The following is a 14502-nucleotide window of genomic DNA, read 5'->3' as shown; positions in this document are numbered from 1 at the left end:
CCTGCGCGGCGGGCCGCGGCTCAGGCGTCGACGCGCGTCATCAGCTCGAGGAAGTGGCCGTTCGGGTCGGCGAAGTACACGCGGCGGCCGTCGCGGTCGTAGTGGCTGATCTGATTGTCGAAGCCGCCGTGCGGGCTCGAGGCGAACGGCAGGCCGGCCGCGCGGACGCGGGCGAAGATCGCGTCGAACTCGGCGTCGTCGACGAGGAACGCGTAGTGGTGGGACTCGAAGCCGCCCTCGTCGTCGCCGAAGTCGAGCGTCAGCGAATCATTGACGCGCACCGCGGCGAACGGGCCGACCTCGCCGTCGTAGGGCACGCCGAAGAGCTCGGCGAAGAACTTGGCGGACGCGACCTTGTCGTGGGCCGGCACGATCGTGTGATTGAGGGTGATCGCCATCGTCGCTCAGCGTAGCGCGCGAGGCCCGAGGTGTCAGGCGCTCACGGTCGAGGCCGGTGGCGGTCCGTGGTCATTCGTTCATCTGGTAATTTGCGCGCATGAGCCATTCGAACAGCGACTCGGGGATGAGCCGGCGGGCCCGCGGGACCCACACTGCGTCGGTGCCGAGGCGGTAGCGCAGCCGCGGCCGGCGAGCGCCGAGGATCTGCAGCAGCAGCTCGGCGAAGCGGAGCGGGTCGTAACCGTGCGGCGAACCGCGTCGTGACGAGCTCGGCCTCGAGGCGCTACCAGGCATCTCGGAGGTTCGAGGATGGACGACAACGAGAACTTGGACGTCGTGACGAGCTCGGCCTCGAGGCGCTACCAGGCATCTCGGAGGTTCGAGGTGCTGTGCCTCGGCCGGCGGCAACTCGGGGGCCGGCGGTTGCCGCCCGATCACGCGAGCCTCGGGCTGCTCGCGGATCTGGTGACTCACGCGGAAGTCCACCACGTCCTCGTCGTCGGAGCTTTCCGCGACAACGAAGTCACTCCTTCCCACCCGCTCGTGCTGACCGTCGCGCCCACAGTCACGCGGTTGTGGAGCGGCGGACTCGCCCGCGGCGGGGCGCAGCGTCCGGGCACGCCACCGGCTCGCTGCGGAGCTCCGGGCTGGCACTCGACCTCGAGTGGCAGACCCTCGAGCTGACGCACGCGCCCTGATGCTCACGCGGCGAGGCGCCGCAGCCCCTCGTACATCGGGCCGGACACGAAGTGCCACATGCCATCCTGCGCTGCTTGACCTGGCCACGGCGCGAGCGTCGGGTTCGGCGAGACCAGCAGCGCGCCGCCGCGATGGTCGAGGCGTAGACCGCCCAGCATGCTCTTGGTCGACCGCAGGTTGGCGTGCGTCACCCGCAGGCTGCCGTCGGCGGTCTGGCCGAGCACCGCGCCCGCGGCGTCGCGCAGCTCGACGCCGTGCTCGAACAGATCGATGCGGATCGCGGTCCGCCGGATGTAGGTCGCCCCGGGCACCATGAGCCAGACGACGATCAGCCCCCCCATGACAAAGAAGAGCGTCCGCGCGAGCGCTTGGAACGCGTTCAGGAGGCCGCCCGTATCAGCCATGAACGCCTGCCAGAACGGCGCGCCGACGGTCGCGGGGACCACTGTCCCGATCGCTACGACCATCCCGACGCGCCTCCAGTCGGTCTCCAGGATCGTCTCCGTGGCGATTGCGAACCCTGTGTGCGTCGTGGTCACCGTCCTCGAGTAGCACACGATCTGCGTCGCGGTCCCCGCAGGCGCGGTGGTCGACGTCGCGCCTCGCACCGCCGTACGCACCCGACCGCGCCGCGCCGCGGGATCACGCGGTCATCATGTCGACGTGGCCGGGAAGTCGCGGGTGCGCCGTCAGCCCCTGTCCCGCACCACCGAGTCGCGCAGACGGACGACAGAACAGGTGCAGGCTCGGCGAGCGTTATCGAGCGGAGGACGTTGGCGACGAGACGCTGCTGAGTGTCCTCTTGCTGGAAGGTCTGCTGCCAGAAGGCCGGGGCGAGCTCGAGGATGCGGTTCATGGGCCAGGAGGGGAGCAGGCAGAGGAGGTCACGCAGGTAGGCCCAGGGCTCGATGCCGTGGAGCTGGCAACTGGCCAGGAGCGAGACGAAGACGGTGTTGACGCGCGCGCCCTCGTCACTGCCGAGGAAGAGCCAGTTTTTCCGGCCGACGACCTCGCGCCGAAGGTGGCGCTCGGAGATGTTATTGTCGAGTGGCAGGCGGCCGTCTTCGAGGAAACGCCGGAGCGCATGTTCCTGGTTGGATGCGTACCCGAGCGCTCTAGCGATCGGCGTGCCGCCGAGGACGCGGGCGCTCTGCTCGACGCACCACGCGAAGAAGGCGTCGACGAGCGGCCTCGATTTCTGGCTGCGGACCTGTTCTCGCTTCTTGCGGGGCGCGTCCTTGATCGTTCGTTCGACCTTGTACATCGCCCGTATCAGCGACAGGGCGTGTTGGGCCCGTTCGGGATCGGAGCTGAGCGCCTTGCAGAAGTACCGGCGCAGGTGACACCAGCAGCCGACCTCGACGATGTCACCAGGCGCGTACAGGTGATCGAAGACGGAGGCGGCGTCCGCGACGAGGTAGCCCTTGTACCCGGCCAGCAGGCGGTCGACGGCCTCGCTGTCGTGTTTGTGGGAGTAGCGGTAGAGGACGTGGCGCTCGGGCGCGACGAGCACCCAGAAGTGCGCGCGCTGGCACTGCTCCGCGGCCTGCACGAGGACGCCGGTGGCGTCGGTGCAGAGGTACGGCTGGACGAAGGCGTCCCGGAGCATCGCCTCGACCAGCGGCTCGGCGAGGTCCGCGAGCTGCTCGTGCCAGCCACAGATCGTCGAGCGCGAGATGTCGAGGCCGTCGCGCGCGTAGATGCTCTCGAGACGATGCACGGGGAGATGGTCTTGCCAGCGATGGACGATCGTGATGGCGAGCATCCCCGGCCCGGCGAGGCCGCGCTCGATCGGCCGCTCCGGCGGCTCGGCGATCTTCACCGGCGATTCGTCGATGATGTCCCCGCCAGCGACGCGGGACGGCGCTCGAGGACCTCGCTGACCTCCTGGCCGATCCGCTCGTAGGCGTCGAGACCCTCGCGCAGCACCTCGGGCGGCAGCACCTCGATCTCGACCCGCGGCAGGTGCTCCGGGAGCGGTCTACGGCCCGCGGGCCGCCGCCGCCGCTCGGGACGCCCCTGGACTGGATCTGCCTCTTCGGTCATGTCCGGCGCCGGCGCATCGGCCTGATCCGTCTCGCCCTGGCCCAGGAGCATGTCGAGCACGTCGAGCGCGAGCTGCGGCGTCTCGTCCTCGAAGCGCTCGGCCTTCTTGCCGACGAGGATCCCGCGCTCGAGCATCGCGCATTTCTCGAGCGTCTCGAGGTAGAGCTTGCGATAGTGGTCGCGCTCGGCGCTCAGTTGTTCGACCAGCGTCTTCGTCTCGCAGTCGCCGGGTCCGTGCGTGGCGCCGAGCACACCCGCTTCTTAGCGATCCGAGCCTCCACGTCAAGAGCGATTTCGCTCGCCGCGACATCGGGGCGTAGCGACGCCGTACAGCAGCTCGCCCAGGGCGGCGCGATCGATCCGCACCGATCTGTCCTCGGGGGCATCCGATTTCGGGAGCCGAAACAGCGCCCGGTGCAGGCGCTTGTACAGCAGGCAGTACCCATTCCGGTCCCACCACAGCACCTTGAGCTGGTTCGACCGTCGGTTCGTGAAGACGAACATCGCTCCGCTTTGCGGATCCTCGCCGAGGATCTGCTGCGCCTCGAGGGCGAGCATGTCGAAGCTGCGCCGCATGTCCTGCGGCTGCGTGCATACGAAGATCCGCACCGACGACGGGATCATCGGCGCCCCTCCAGCGCATCGAGCACGCGCGCGAGCGCCTCGGACTCGACGCGCCCCCGGACCCGGATCCGAATCCTGCCGACGTCGAGCTCGATCACCGCGACCTCTGAGCTCGCCGGCGCGGTTAGCTGCTCCGTCACCTCGACGAAGCTCACCGGCGCTGGCCCGGCCGCGCCGACGCTCGCCAGCTTCGACTTCCACCAAGTCAACGTCCGCGGGTTGACGCCGGCCCTGGCCGCATAGTCCTTGCACGACAGCCCGCTCGAAGCCCACGCCGTCACGTGGGCCTGCCATCGCTCCTGCGTCGTCATAGGCCCCATTTCCTGCGCCACAGCTCCACCCGTTCCCGGATGGTCCGCGGCCTGAAGTCCAGCCGCACCGTGTCCCCGGACTCGGTGACCTCAAAGCAGAAGGAATCTGAAATTACCAGGCTGAACCTGCCTCGCCTCGGCGCTTCCGGCCTCAAGACCAGGGCCCCCCGCTCGTTCGCGTTCTCCTCGTCGTTCATCCTCGAGCCTCCGAAGCGCTTGGTAGCGCCCCGAGCCTGGAGGCGTCACGACGCGGTAGACTGGACGCTTACGCGGGTCGGGGCCGGATTGCTCGGCGCGGGCCATGATGTCGATCGCGCGGTCGCGGGCGGCGGCGTACGCGGGCAGGCCGCCGGTCGCCCGCTCGCGCGCGGCAGTGCCGGCCGTCTTGAAGTCGCCCGGCTCGATCAGCGACACGTGGATGCCGAACCGGCGCACCTCCTGGCGCAGGCCCTCGCTGAGGCCCTCGATGGCGAACTTGCTGGCCGAGTCGTGGGCGTGGAACGGCACGCCGACGAGCCCGGCGAGCGAGGAGACGTTGACGATCCGGCCGCCGCCCTGGGCGCGCATCACCGGCAGGACTGCCCGCACCATCCGCGCCATGCCGAAGAAGTTGGTGTCGAACTGGGCCTTCGCCTCGTCGATCGCGGTCTCCTCGACGGCGCCCGCGAGGGTGTAGCCGGCGTTGTTGACGAGGACGTCGATCCGCCCGGCGCGCTGCATCACCGCGTCGACGCAGGCTGCTACCGAGGCGTCGCTGCGCACGTCGAGCGGCAGCATTTCCGCGCCGCCCAGCGTGTCGTCGCCGGCGGCGCGCCGACTGGTGCCGAACACGCGATAGGGCCCGCGCGCGGCCAAGAGCCGCGCGGCGGCCTCGCCGAACCCGGACGACGCGCCGGTGATGAGGACGACTGTTCCCTCGCGCATATGCGGCCTCCTGAAGCCTGGCGGAAGTTAGCGCGAGGCCGCCGTACGCGAGGCTCGGGGTCGCGTGCGGCGAAGTGAGCTTTCGAGAGCGAGCGATGGGCAGGCTGCGAGTGACTCGGGACATGTCCTCTCGGACATGTCGTGATGTCCCCGGAGCGTCGTCCTCTGCGAGCACTGTTCGGGGTCACGGCTGGGCGCTCGCCCCGCCGTCGACGCGATGGCGCTACTCGCGCGGCAAATTTCACCCGGGGAATATTGACCGAGAATATTTCCCGGGTATTATCCCCGCGTGACCTCGGAGCGCACCTACACCGCCTTTACCGGCGTTCGCCGGCTCGCCTCCGGCAGCGCCCGGGAGGTGCTGCGGCGCCTCGGCGAGGTCGGCCCGTGCGACGGGCCCGTCCTCGTGTTCGACGACGCCAGCGGGCACCAGGTCGAGCTCGACGCCAGGCTGGCCGCCGAGGAGCCGCCGGTGCGCGCCGGTCCGGGTCGCCCGAAGCTCGGCGTCGTCTCGCGCGAGGTCTCGCTGCTGCCGCGGCACTGGGAATGGCTCGAGCGGCAGCCGAGCGGGATCTCGGCGGCGCTGCGCCGCCTCGTCGAGGAGGCGATCCGGCGCGACCCGGACGAGGAGCGGACCCGGCTGGCGCGAGAAGCCGCGCACCGGGTGATGACCGCGCTCGCCGGCGATCTTCCCCATTACGAGGAGGCCGCGCGCGCCCTGTTCGCGCGCGACTCGAAGCGCTTCGCGCAGCAGATCCGCCGCTGGCCCGCGGACATCCGCGAGCACCTGGCGCGCATGGTCGAGGGCGCGTTCCCCAAAGGAGACGAACCATGAGCTCTTCCACGCCGACCCGGACCCGCGCCGAGCAGAAGCGAGAGTACCGCGAGCAGCCGCGGCGCGCCGGCATCTATGTCATTCGCAACACCGTCAGCGGCAAGCTGCTGCTCGGCAGCAGCATGAACCTGCACGGTCCGCTGAATCGCCACCGCTTCGCGCTGGCGATCGGAGCCCATCCGATTCGCGCGCTGCAGGAGGACTGGCGGCGCCTCGGGCCCGAGGCGTTCGAATTCACGATCGCCGAGGTGGTGACGCCGCAGGACGAGGAGGCGGGTCCGCACGAGGACGAGCTGTGGCTGCTGGAGCAGGTGTGGATCGAGCGGACCTCGCCGTTCGGTGAGGCCGGCTACAATGTCCACACCCGGATCCGCGACGCCTGAGCGGGCGAGGTCACTCGTCGTCCTCGTCCTCCGGCGGGTCGTCGTCGCTCTCGATCGGCGCTGCTGCGGGCCGGATCTCGGCGGCGCCGAAGCTCTCGGTCAGCACCCCGCCGACGAACACGCGCAGGTGCGTGAACAGGCCGCCGCACAGCAGCACGTGGGTGCACGACAGGCTGCATTCTTTGCAACCGTCGTACACGAGCCAGCCGAGCTGTCCGTAGGTCTCGGCGTCCCGGTAATCGCGGGTCGGCATCACGAAGACTGCGCCCCCGTCCGTGGCCGCGTGGGGGCATGGGTCCCAGTCGTACGAATCGAGCTCGTCGTATCCGAGCCCCCGCAGCTCCGCCTCGAACGCCGAACGACTCGAGTCATTCATGGCGCGAGAGCGTATCGGCGCCGCGGGGCGCCGTCAACGCGCGTGAAGGCGCGACGGGCGGCTCGGTCACGCCGAGACGATGTCGAGCTCCGTCCAGAGGCCGTCGCTCGGAGGGGCCGGCACCGGCGTCATTCGTCGTCGTCGACCGGCGCTGCTGCAGGCCGGATCTCGTCGTCGTCGAAGCGCTCGGTCAGCACCCCGCCGGCGAATACGCGCAGGTGCGTGAACATTCCCCCGCAGTTCAAGGTCCGGGTGCAAGCTTCGCAGCAGTCCCGGCAACCCTCGTATACGAGCCAGCCGAGCTGTCCATAGGTCGCGGCATCCTTGCATTCGCGGGTCGGCATCACGAAGACCGCGCACTCGTCCGCGTCCTGGTGGACGCAGGGATCCGAGTCGAACGAATCGAGCTGGCCGTATCCGAGCCGCCGCAGCTCCGCCTCGAACGCCGATCGACTCGAGTCATTCATGGCATGAGAGCGTATCGGCCCCGCGGGGGGCCGTCAATCCTCGCGCGTCACGCCGCGACGATGTCGAGCTCCGTCAGGGCGCCGGGGCGGAGCAGCCGTCGCAGGACCGGCGCGACCGGGCTGTTGCTCAGGCGAATGATCGTGGCGCGGATGATCCGCTGCAGCTCGCCGGCCGGCGTGAACAGCTGCCGCATCGTCGCCGCGGTCTGCTGCAGGCTGGCGGTGAACGGGCGCAGCTTCGCCTCCCACTCGCTCAGCGCGCGGGGCAGGTCGTGGGGGTGCTGCGCGAGCAGGTTGCCGAGCAGCTCGGCGCCCGCCATCCCGGTGGAAGCGCCCATCCCCGAGTACAGGGTCAGGCACCACGCAGCGTCGCCGAGCAGCACGACGCGGCCCTCGTGCCAGCGATCCATGCAGACTTGGTTGACCGAATCGAACAGGCGCTCGTCCGCCGCGGCGTAATCGTCGAACAGCTGGCGCAGCACCGGTCCGGTGGGCTCCGGGGCGAACGCCGCGCGCACCGAATCGATCGCCGGGCGGCGGAACTGCCCGGCGACGTCGTCCACGCGGTACGAGAACAGCACGGTGGGGTTGTGATTCACGAACGGGAACACCCACGCCGAGCGCCCGGCCTCGGCGAGGACGAGGCCGTCGCTGGTCCTGTGGCCCTCGATGGGCCTTTGGAGCACGCAGGCGCCGATCATGTAATTCATCGGCCGGAGGAATTGTTCGTGCGGGCCGAAGACCAGCCGGCGGACGGTCGAGCGCATGCCGTCCGCGCCGACCACGAGGTCGAAGCGCTCGGTCGCGGTCGCGCCGGTCGCGGCGTCGAGCATCGTCACGTCGACGCCGCGCTCGTCCTGGGCGATCGCCACGGGGCTGGTGGCGAAGCGGACCTCGACGTCCGCCGGCAGCGCCGAGTAGAGCGCGTTCTCCACGTCGCCGCGCAGCACCAGCCGCGGCCCGCCGGGCAGGTCGGGCAGGCCCATGCCCTTGCGTTTGCGACCGCTGCGATCGATCTCGAACGTCTGGACCGGCGGGCCCAGACGATTGCCCACTGCCTCGAGCACGCCGAGCCGGCTCGCGGACGCCACGCCCGTGCCGAACAGGGCCACCGCGTAGCCGCCGCGGCGCCGTCCCGGGGCGCGCTCGATGATCACAGGTTGCCAGCCGAGCCGGTGCAGCCGCAGGGCCGTGGCGATGCCGCTGATCCCGAGCCCGACCACCAGGACGCGCGGGCGGCGTGTCGTTGCGCTGTTCGTCATGGCCCGAGGGTAGCGACCGACCGCGGCCCCGGTAGAGCGCGGCTTGGCGGAGAAATCGGCGCGGATTGGGGTCGCCGGCGGGGCCTGTCACTGCGCGGCGCGGCGTCGCTCTCGCCAGCCGCGCGGCGTCATGTCGTGGGCGCGACGAAACACGCGAATGAAGTGGGTGACATCGGCGTAGCCCACCGCATTGGCGATAGCCTCGACGCTCTCGTCGGTGTCGCGCAGGCGCCGGCGCGCCTCCGACATGCGGTGCTCTCGCAGCCAGTCGCTGACCGTCAGCCCCGTCTCCTGGCGGATCGCGTTGGCCAGGTGCGACGGCGTGCGGCCCACCGCCGAGGCCACGTCCTTCAGCGAGAGGGGCTCCAGGCAGTGCGCCTCGATGAAGGCGAGGGCGTCGCGCACGATCCCACCGACCAGCGGCGAGGCAGTGGGCGCGTGCTCCTGCAGCTCACGCACGAGCTCCGCGAGCAGCAGGACGAGCCACGCGTGCGCGGCGTGCTCCGCGGCCCACTTGCGCTCGCGCAGCTCCGCGTCCATCTCGCTCACCAAATGCTCGATTCGCCGCAATCGGGCCGGATCGGGGCGCAGGCGCAGCAATCCGCGGATCAGCAGGCTGCGCGCCGGAACGGGCCCGGCCTCGCCGCGGATGCGCGGCTGTCCCGGCCCCAGCGGCGGCCCGAGGGCGCGGAGCAGCAGCGGATCGACGCTGACGATCCAGCCCGCGAGATCGCCGATCTCGAGCGGCTGGTGCTCCACGCCTTCCGGGACGAGGTGGACGTCGCCGGCGCGCAGATCGACCGTCTCGAGGTGTCGCCCTCGGCCGCTGCCCGCCGTGAACACGAAGATCGTGAAGAAGGTCGAGACGAGCGGACCGGTCGGCGGCGGCGGTCCGCTCGGGACGCGGGTGACGTGGAGGCGCATGTCGCCCGCGCCCATCCCGTCGAGGGTGATGACCTGCGGAGGCCGCCGCGGGGGAGGGCGAGGCACGGAGCGACGAGTGTTACCCGATGTCGCGCCGCGACGGAAATGGCGGGAGACGAGCGGGCGCGGACTCGTGCGGCGCGCGCCGGGTTGGCGCCGTCCCGGCCGCGCTGATACCGTGAGCGAGATGAAGATCGTTCGGCTCGGGGCGCACGAGGGGGAGCGGCTGCGAGCGGTGCGCCTGGCGGCGCTGGGCGACGCGCCCGACGCTTTCGGCGGCACCCTGGCCGAGGCGGCCGTCCGTCCCGCAGACGACTGGCGGCGGCAGCTCGTCGAGTTGGCGACCTTCGTCGCGGTCGTCGAGGGAGGCGACGCCGGCATGGTCCGCGCGGCGCGCCACGAGGTCGAGCCCGACACCGGCGAGCTCCTGTCGATGTGGGTCGCGCCGGCTGCCCGCGGGCGCGGCGTGGGCGATGCGCTGGTCGATGCAGTCGTCGCCTGGGCCCGCGCGGAGGGACTGCGCCGGCTCGTGCTCGACGTCGGTGACGCCAACGCCGCGGCGATCGCCCTCTACGCCCGCAACGGGTTCGTGCCGACCGGCGTCACCGGGTCGCTGCCCCCGCCGCGTACGCACGTTCGCGAGCACCAGCGCGCCCGTCCAATTTGAACCGGAGCGGTGGATCCGCGGGCCGATCAGAAGTTGCAGTCCGGACCCAGCCACTCCGACGACGCGCGCACGCCGTCCGGCGGGAGGCCGCACAGGTCCCATTCGCTGTTCTGGCCGTCGATCCACTGGTAATAACAATACTTGCCGAACTCTCCCATCGCGCCCGGGAACACCTTCTCCGCGTGCCAGCCCTGGTCGGGCTCGGGGCAATCGCCGGAGAAGGTCATGATGCCGGTCCAGCCCGGGCACTGCGCTTGCCCGCCTTTCTCCGCGGCGATCGTCTGCAGCGCCGCCAGATCGGCGCAGGGGCCGTCCTCGGTGTCCTCGTCGCCGGTCGTGCTGCTCGTGGTGCTCTCCGTCGTGTCCGTCGTGTCACCGGTCCCGCTGGTGCCGGTGGTGTCGGCGGTGGTGTCGACCGGATCTCCGGTCCCGCTGGTGCCCGTGGTGCTTGCCGGGTCGCTCGTGCTGCCGGTCGCCGTCGGGCCGCCGGTCGGGTCCTCCGGTGCGTCGGGGTCGCCGGTCCCGCTGGTGCTGTCCGGTTCGCTCGTGGTGGGGCTGCCGCTGGCGGTGGAGCCCTCGCTGTCGGGGCTGGCCTCGGACGCGCTCGAGTCGCCGTCCGCCTCGCCGCATGCAGTGATGATCGCGGCGCATCCCAGGCCCGCCATGATGATTCGCGCGATCCCCTGATAAACAAATGTCATGACCGATTCTCCTTCGTAGCTCTCCGCAGATTCGCTGCGCCACCCTCCGGCCTACTGGCATCGACGCGGCGCGAGCGTCGGTCTCGGGTCTTCCAAGTTCCATGCCATCCTCGATGCTCGCGTCCGGGCGGTCGCGGGGCGCAGGCGGACGCGTGCCTGGTGGTGTGGGCGCCCGCCGCTCGTCGGCGCGGGCTGGCACCGTGCCGGCACGAGCTGGCACAGTGCCCGACGAGGAAGCTGTCCGTGGCGATCGATTTCGGCTTGGCTGGATCGTCGAGGTCATGTTCGCGCTCCCGCCCTGGCCGGGCCGGCCGCGAAAAAAAGCGACGTCGGCCTGTAGGGTCCGGGGCCGCCGCGACACTGCAGCAGAGAGCCCCCGCCCCGGGCCCCGACCCGTTCCCCGCCCACTCCTCCGTGGACCTCCCCCGCATGCGTCACAGGTCGCCCGGTCGTCACGAGAGCGCGGTCCTTGCGGCCCTCGGCACGTGGGCGACGCGCGTCGGGACCCCGGGGAGGCGGGCCGACCGGAGCGGGCCCGAATCACCTCAGGGGAGCAGGTCGTCATGATAGGGTCGAACGCGCCGATCATCCGGCTCGAGGGCGTCAAGAAGGTGTTTCACACCGACGAGGTCGAGACCCACGCGGTCGCGGACGTCGAGTTCGAGATCCCGCGCGGGCAGTACGTGTGCATCGCCGGACCGTCGGGCTCCGGCAAGACGACCCTGCTGTCGCTGATCGGCCTGCTCGACACGCCGACGGCCGGGACCTATCTGCTGGGCGACCGACGGGTGTCGAGCCTGTCCGCGGTGCAGCGCGCCCGCGTGCGCAACGAGCAGATCGGCTTCGTGTTCCAGAGCTTCAACCTGATCGGCGACCTGACCGTCGCCGAGAACATCGAGCTGCCGCTGACCTACCGGGGCATGCCGGCGGGCGAGCGGCGCCGACGGGTCGAGTCCGCGCTCGCGCGGGTCGGCATGGCCCACCGCGCGCGCCACCTGCCGGCTCAGCTTTCGGGCGGCCAGCAGCAGCGCGTCGCGGTCGCCCGCGCGGTGGCCGGCGAGCCGCTGCTGCTGCTGGCCGACGAGCCGACCGGCAACCTCGACTCGTGCAACGGCGACGCAGTGATGGGGCTGCTGCACGAGCTGCACCGGTCCGGCACGACGATCGTGATGGTCACCCACAACCCCGAGTACGCCCGCCAGGCACAGCGGACGATCCACCTGTTCGACGGCCGAATCGTCGAGGAGAGCCACCATGCGCAGCCTGTTCCATGACGTGCGATTCGCGCTGCGGATGCTGGTCAAGACCCCGGGCTACACGCTCGTGTCGGTCCTGATGCTGGCATTCGCGATCGGCGCGAACACTGCGATCTTCAGCGCGATCAACCTGATGCTGCTGCGGCCGCTGCCGTACGACGAGCCGGAGGAGCTGGTCGTCGTGTTGGAGAACCGGCCGGAGTTCGAGCGGATGGCGGTGCCGTACCAGAACTTCCTCGACTACCGCGCGCGCAACAGCACGCTCTCGGGGCTCGGCACGACCGGCTACGACCTGGTGAGCACGACCGGCGCCGGCGACGGGGAGGTGGAGAAGCTGCTGGTCGAGATGCAGTCGCACGATTACCTGGCGATGCTGGGGGTCGAGCCGATCCTCGGGCGCCTCTTCCTGCCCGAAGAGGACCTGCCGCACGGGCCGCGCTCGCTGCTGCTCAGCCACGCGTACTGGACCCGCCGCTTCGCCGCCGACCCGGCGATCGTCGGCCGCGAGCTGATCCTCGACGGCAAGCCGTGGACGGTCGTCGGCGTGCTGCCGCCCGAGCACCGGGCGTTCTTCCCGTTCCACGCGGCCGTCCCGATCGGCACCCGCGCCGACGAGACCCTGTTCAAGGACCGCGCCGCTCGCAGCCAGTCGTACACGGTCGGCCGCATGAAGCCGGGCACCACTCTGGCGCAGGTCCAGGCCGACTTCGAGGCGATCGGCGAGGGCCTGCAGCGCGACTACCCGGAGCTGTTCGGCGCCAGCCGGCCGCAGGTACTGCCGTTCCAGAGCGAGCTGGTCCGCGACTACCGCACGACGCTGCTGCTGCTGGTCGGCGCGGTCGGCTGCGTGCTCCTGATCGCCGCCGCCAACGTGGCCAACTTGACGCTCGAGCGGGCGATGGCACGCCGACGCGAGCTGAGCATCCGCGCGGCGCTGGGCGCCGGTCGCATGCGGCTGGTCGGGCAGATGCTGGTCGAGAGCGTCCTGCTCGCGCTGGTCGCCGGCGGGCTCGGGCTGCTGGTCGCGGTGTGGGGCGTCGACCTGATCCGCGTCTCGATGCCGTTCGACTTCATCTTCGCGCTGAACGGGGCGATCGAGATCGATCGCCAGGTGCTGGCCTTCACTCTGGTGGTAGCGCTCGGCACGGGGATCCTGTTCGGGGTGGCGCCGGCGTTGTTCGCGTCGCGCGAGGAGCTGGCGCAGGTGCTCAAGAACGCCGACCACCACGCGTCGGCCGGCAGCCAGCACCTGCGCGCGCGCGACCTGCTGGTGGTCGTCGAGGTCGCGCTGGCGCTGGTGCTGTCGGTCGGCGCCGTGCTGGCGACGCGCAGCCTGAGCGCGATCCAGCGATCCGACCCGGGGTTCGACCCAAACAACGTGGTCGGCGCCATGGTCTCGCTGTCGCCGGAGCGTTACAAGACGCCCGCCGACATCCGCCAGGTCTTCGACGAGGTCCAGCGCCGCGTGGCCGCGATCCCGGGGATCTCTCAGGTGTCCCTGTGCTCGGGGCTGCCGGGCTACATCGGCAGCGAATACGACACCGTCTATCCGTTCGGCGTCAGCCGCACGCCGGACAACGCGAAGATGGCGACGCTGCACCGCGTCGACGTCGGCTTCCTCGAGCTGGTCCGGATCCCGCTGCTGGCGGGGCGCACGTTCGGGCCGCAGGACGCGACCGGTCCGACGGTCGTCGTCATCGACAAGCAGCTCGCCGAAAAATTCTTCCCGGGGGAGGACCCGGTCGGCAAGCACCTGCAGGACCGATTGAGCGGGCAGCCGAGCGTGGAGGTCATCGGGGTCGTCGGTCACATCAAGCAGGAGGGCCTCGACACGCCCGATCGCACGCCGTACCAGATGTATTATTCGTACCAGCAGCTGCCCGTCCAGTCGCTGGGCGTCGGCCTCCTGATGTACATGCTCATCCGCGGGGACAGCGACCCGCAGCCGCTGGCCCCGCAGATCCGCGAGGCGATCGCCTCGGTCGACGGGCACGATCCGACGATCGGCGTCGAACCACTGGCGCGCGGGCTGGAGCGGTCGATGAAGCCGCGTCAGCTGGCGGCGAAGCTGCTGGCGATGTTCGCCGGGGTCGCGCTGCTGCTCGCGGCGATCGGGATGTACGCGGTGATGGCCAGCGCGGTGGCGCAGCGGACCCGCGAGCTCGGCGTACGCATGGCGCTCGGCGCCCCGCCGCGGGCGGTGGTCGCATTGGTGGTCCGCCAGGGGATGACGCTGGTCGGCGTCGGCCTGGGGGTCGGCGCGATCGTGGCGCTCGGGGCGACCCACCTGGCGACGGCGCTGCTGACCGACGAGGTCGCCGCGACCGATCCGCTGACGTACGTCGCGGTGGCGCTGGGCCTGGCGCTGGTCGGGCTGCTGGCGACGTATATCCCGGCGCGCCGAGCTGCGCGCATCGACCCGATGCTGGCGCTCCGCCACGATTGACGCTGCCGAAGGAGCGCGTCGCAGCCGGAATGGCGCGGCGCGTGCGGAGCACGGGAGCGGGCAGTCGTCGGAGAACCGGCGGCCACCGAATCATCGCAATCTCGCGCTGGCCAGGCCGCATCGATGTCGTGGTAACGCCGCGCTGGCGGCTTGTCAGGAGTCCGGCGTGCTACGCTCGGGGG

At 70.9% G+C, this 14502-nt stretch carries 18 protein-coding genes; 5 read left to right on the top strand and 13 right to left on the bottom strand.

The annotated features are described in order from the left end of the window. Positions 1–20 precede the first annotated feature (20 nt). The 8 genes from OV090_RS09735 to OV090_RS09700 all read right to left on the bottom strand — a co-directional run bounded on the left by OV090_RS09735 (position 21) and on the right by OV090_RS09700 (position 5003). Positions 21–398 (bottom strand): VOC family protein, encoded by a 378-nt coding sequence (locus OV090_RS09735; RefSeq protein WP_267703295.1) that lies wholly within the window; start codon positions 396–398, stop codon positions 21–23. 70 nt (positions 399–468) lie between these two features. Further along, a complete protein-coding gene (locus tag OV090_RS09730) occupies positions 469–693 on the bottom strand; it encodes a hypothetical protein (protein ID WP_267703294.1) in 225 nt (74 codons plus the stop codon). Positions 694–1100: 407 nt separating this feature from the next. Further along, a complete protein-coding gene (locus OV090_RS09725; RefSeq protein WP_267703292.1) occupies positions 1101–1637 on the bottom strand; it encodes a hypothetical protein in 537 nt (178 codons plus the stop codon). Continuing rightward, positions 1634–2920: an IS66 family transposase gene (locus tag OV090_RS50595; protein ID WP_267703291.1), complete on the bottom strand. Its 1287-nt coding sequence runs from the start codon at positions 2918–2920 to the stop codon at positions 1634–1636. Before OV090_RS50595 ends, OV090_RS09725 begins: the two co-directional genes overlap by 4 nt. Continuing rightward, entirely contained in the window at positions 2917–3396 is a 480-nt protein-coding gene (locus OV090_RS09715; RefSeq protein WP_267703290.1) for a hypothetical protein, read from the bottom strand. The genes OV090_RS50595 and OV090_RS09715 overlap by 4 nt, the downstream gene beginning before the upstream one ends. A 30-nt stretch (positions 3397–3426) precedes the next feature. Next, positions 3427–3768: an IS66 family insertion sequence element accessory protein TnpB gene (gene tnpB / locus OV090_RS09710; RefSeq protein ID WP_267703289.1), complete on the bottom strand. Its 342-nt coding sequence runs from the start codon at positions 3766–3768 to the stop codon at positions 3427–3429. Then, the gene (locus OV090_RS09705) at positions 3765–4079 is read right to left on the bottom strand and encodes a hypothetical protein (RefSeq protein WP_267703288.1); all 315 of its coding nucleotides are present in this window, start codon (positions 4077–4079) and stop codon (positions 3765–3767) included. Before OV090_RS09705 ends, tnpB begins: the two co-directional genes overlap by 4 nt. 90 nt (positions 4080–4169) lie before the next feature. Then, positions 4170–5003 (bottom strand): SDR family NAD(P)-dependent oxidoreductase, encoded by an 834-nt coding sequence (locus OV090_RS09700; protein WP_267703286.1) that lies wholly within the window; start codon positions 5001–5003, stop codon positions 4170–4172. Positions 5004–5292: 289 nt separating this feature from the next. On the opposite strand from OV090_RS09700, the gene OV090_RS09695 reads away from it, so the two are divergent. Continuing rightward, the gene (locus OV090_RS09695) at positions 5293–5838 is read left to right on the top strand and encodes a DUF2239 family protein (protein ID WP_267703284.1); all 546 of its coding nucleotides are present in this window, start codon (positions 5293–5295) and stop codon (positions 5836–5838) included. Beyond that, positions 5835–6221 carry a GIY-YIG nuclease family protein gene (locus OV090_RS09690; protein WP_267703283.1) on the top strand — a complete coding sequence of 129 codons (387 nt, stop codon included), beginning with the start codon at positions 5835–5837 and terminating at the stop codon, positions 6219–6221. Before OV090_RS09695 ends, OV090_RS09690 begins: the two co-directional genes overlap by 4 nt. Positions 6222–6231: 10 nt before the next feature. Here the strand turns inward: OV090_RS09690 and OV090_RS09685 are convergent, their stop codons facing one another. The 4 genes from OV090_RS09685 to OV090_RS50590 form a co-directional block, all read right to left on the bottom strand. Next, the gene (locus OV090_RS09685; RefSeq protein WP_267703280.1) at positions 6232–6597 is read right to left on the bottom strand and encodes a hypothetical protein; all 366 of its coding nucleotides are present in this window, start codon (positions 6595–6597) and stop codon (positions 6232–6234) included. A 128-nt stretch (positions 6598–6725) separates the two neighbouring features. Next, a complete protein-coding gene (locus OV090_RS09680) occupies positions 6726–7064 on the bottom strand; it encodes a hypothetical protein (protein WP_267703279.1) in 339 nt (112 codons plus the stop codon). A 47-nt stretch (positions 7065–7111) separates the two neighbouring features. After that, positions 7112–8326: an FAD-dependent monooxygenase gene (locus OV090_RS09675; RefSeq protein WP_267703278.1), complete on the bottom strand. Its 1215-nt coding sequence runs from the start codon at positions 8324–8326 to the stop codon at positions 7112–7114. A gap of 87 nt (positions 8327–8413) precedes the next feature. Continuing rightward, positions 8414–9316: an AraC family transcriptional regulator gene (locus OV090_RS50590; RefSeq protein WP_267703277.1), complete on the bottom strand. Its 903-nt coding sequence runs from the start codon at positions 9314–9316 to the stop codon at positions 8414–8416. A 121-nt stretch (positions 9317–9437) separates the two neighbouring features. Between OV090_RS50590 and OV090_RS09665 the strand changes: the two genes are divergently transcribed. Further along, positions 9438–9917 (top strand): GNAT family N-acetyltransferase, encoded by a 480-nt coding sequence (locus OV090_RS09665; protein ID WP_267703276.1) that lies wholly within the window; start codon positions 9438–9440, stop codon positions 9915–9917. Between the two features lie 26 nt (positions 9918–9943). Here OV090_RS09665 and OV090_RS09660 read toward each other — a convergent pair whose 3' ends face one another. After that, complete coding sequence (locus OV090_RS09660) at positions 9944–10618, bottom strand: hypothetical protein (protein WP_267703275.1); 675 nt, start codon at positions 10616–10618, stop codon at positions 9944–9946. 563 nt (positions 10619–11181) lie between these two features. Here OV090_RS09660 and OV090_RS09655 point away from each other — a divergent pair. Together OV090_RS09655 and OV090_RS09650 are read left to right on the top strand one after the other, a co-directional pair. Next, entirely contained in the window at positions 11182–11892 is a 711-nt protein-coding gene (locus tag OV090_RS09655) for an ABC transporter ATP-binding protein (RefSeq protein ID WP_267703273.1), read from the top strand. Beyond that, positions 11873–14320 carry an ABC transporter permease gene (locus OV090_RS09650; protein ID WP_267703271.1) on the top strand — a complete coding sequence of 816 codons (2448 nt, stop codon included), beginning with the start codon at positions 11873–11875 and terminating at the stop codon, positions 14318–14320. Before OV090_RS09655 ends, OV090_RS09650 begins: the two co-directional genes overlap by 20 nt. The last annotated feature ends 182 nt before the right edge of the window (positions 14321–14502 follow it).

Source organism: Nannocystis sp. RBIL2 (assembly GCF_026626745.1).
GTDB lineage: Bacteria > Myxococcota_A > Polyangia > Nannocystales > Nannocystaceae > Nannocystis.
The sequence above is the reverse complement of the archived record's forward strand: the minus strand, read 5'-3'. Positions and strand labels throughout refer to the sequence as shown.

Bases quoted from the DNA above. Each gene is read 5' to 3' on its own strand.
- tnpB (WP_267703289.1), bottom strand. From the start codon at position 3,768: ATGATCCCGTCGTCGGTGCGGATCTTCGTATGCACGCAGCCGCAGGAC.
- OV090_RS09680 (WP_267703279.1), bottom strand. From the start codon at position 7,064: ATGAATGACTCGAGTCGATCGGCGTTCGAGGCGGAGCTGCGGCGGCTC.
- OV090_RS09665 (WP_267703276.1), top strand. From the start codon at position 9,438: ATGAAGATCGTTCGGCTCGGGGCGCACGAGGGGGAGCGGCTGCGAGCG.
- OV090_RS09655 (WP_267703273.1), top strand. From the start codon at position 11,182: ATGATAGGGTCGAACGCGCCGATCATCCGGCTCGAGGGCGTCAAGAAG.
- OV090_RS09685 (WP_267703280.1), bottom strand. From the start codon at position 6,597: ATGAATGACTCGAGTCGTTCGGCGTTCGAGGCGGAGCTGCGGGGGCTC.
- OV090_RS09700 (WP_267703286.1), bottom strand. From the start codon at position 5,003: ATGCGCGAGGGAACAGTCGTCCTCATCACCGGCGCGTCGTCCGGGTTC.
- OV090_RS09735 (WP_267703295.1), bottom strand. From the start codon at position 398: ATGGCGATCACCCTCAATCACACGATCGTGCCGGCCCACGACAAGGTC.
- OV090_RS09660 (WP_267703275.1), bottom strand. From the start codon at position 10,618: ATGACATTTGTTTATCAGGGGATCGCGCGAATCATCATGGCGGGCCTG.
- OV090_RS09650 (WP_267703271.1), top strand. From the start codon at position 11,873: ATGCGCAGCCTGTTCCATGACGTGCGATTCGCGCTGCGGATGCTGGTC.
- OV090_RS09705 (WP_267703288.1), bottom strand. From the start codon at position 4,079: ATGACGACGCAGGAGCGATGGCAGGCCCACGTGACGGCGTGGGCTTCG.
- OV090_RS09675 (WP_267703278.1), bottom strand. From the start codon at position 8,326: ATGACGAACAGCGCAACGACACGCCGCCCGCGCGTCCTGGTGGTCGGG.
- OV090_RS09730 (WP_267703294.1), bottom strand. From the start codon at position 693: ATGCCTGGTAGCGCCTCGAGGCCGAGCTCGTCACGACGCGGTTCGCCG.
- OV090_RS09690 (WP_267703283.1), top strand. From the start codon at position 5,835: ATGAGCTCTTCCACGCCGACCCGGACCCGCGCCGAGCAGAAGCGAGAG.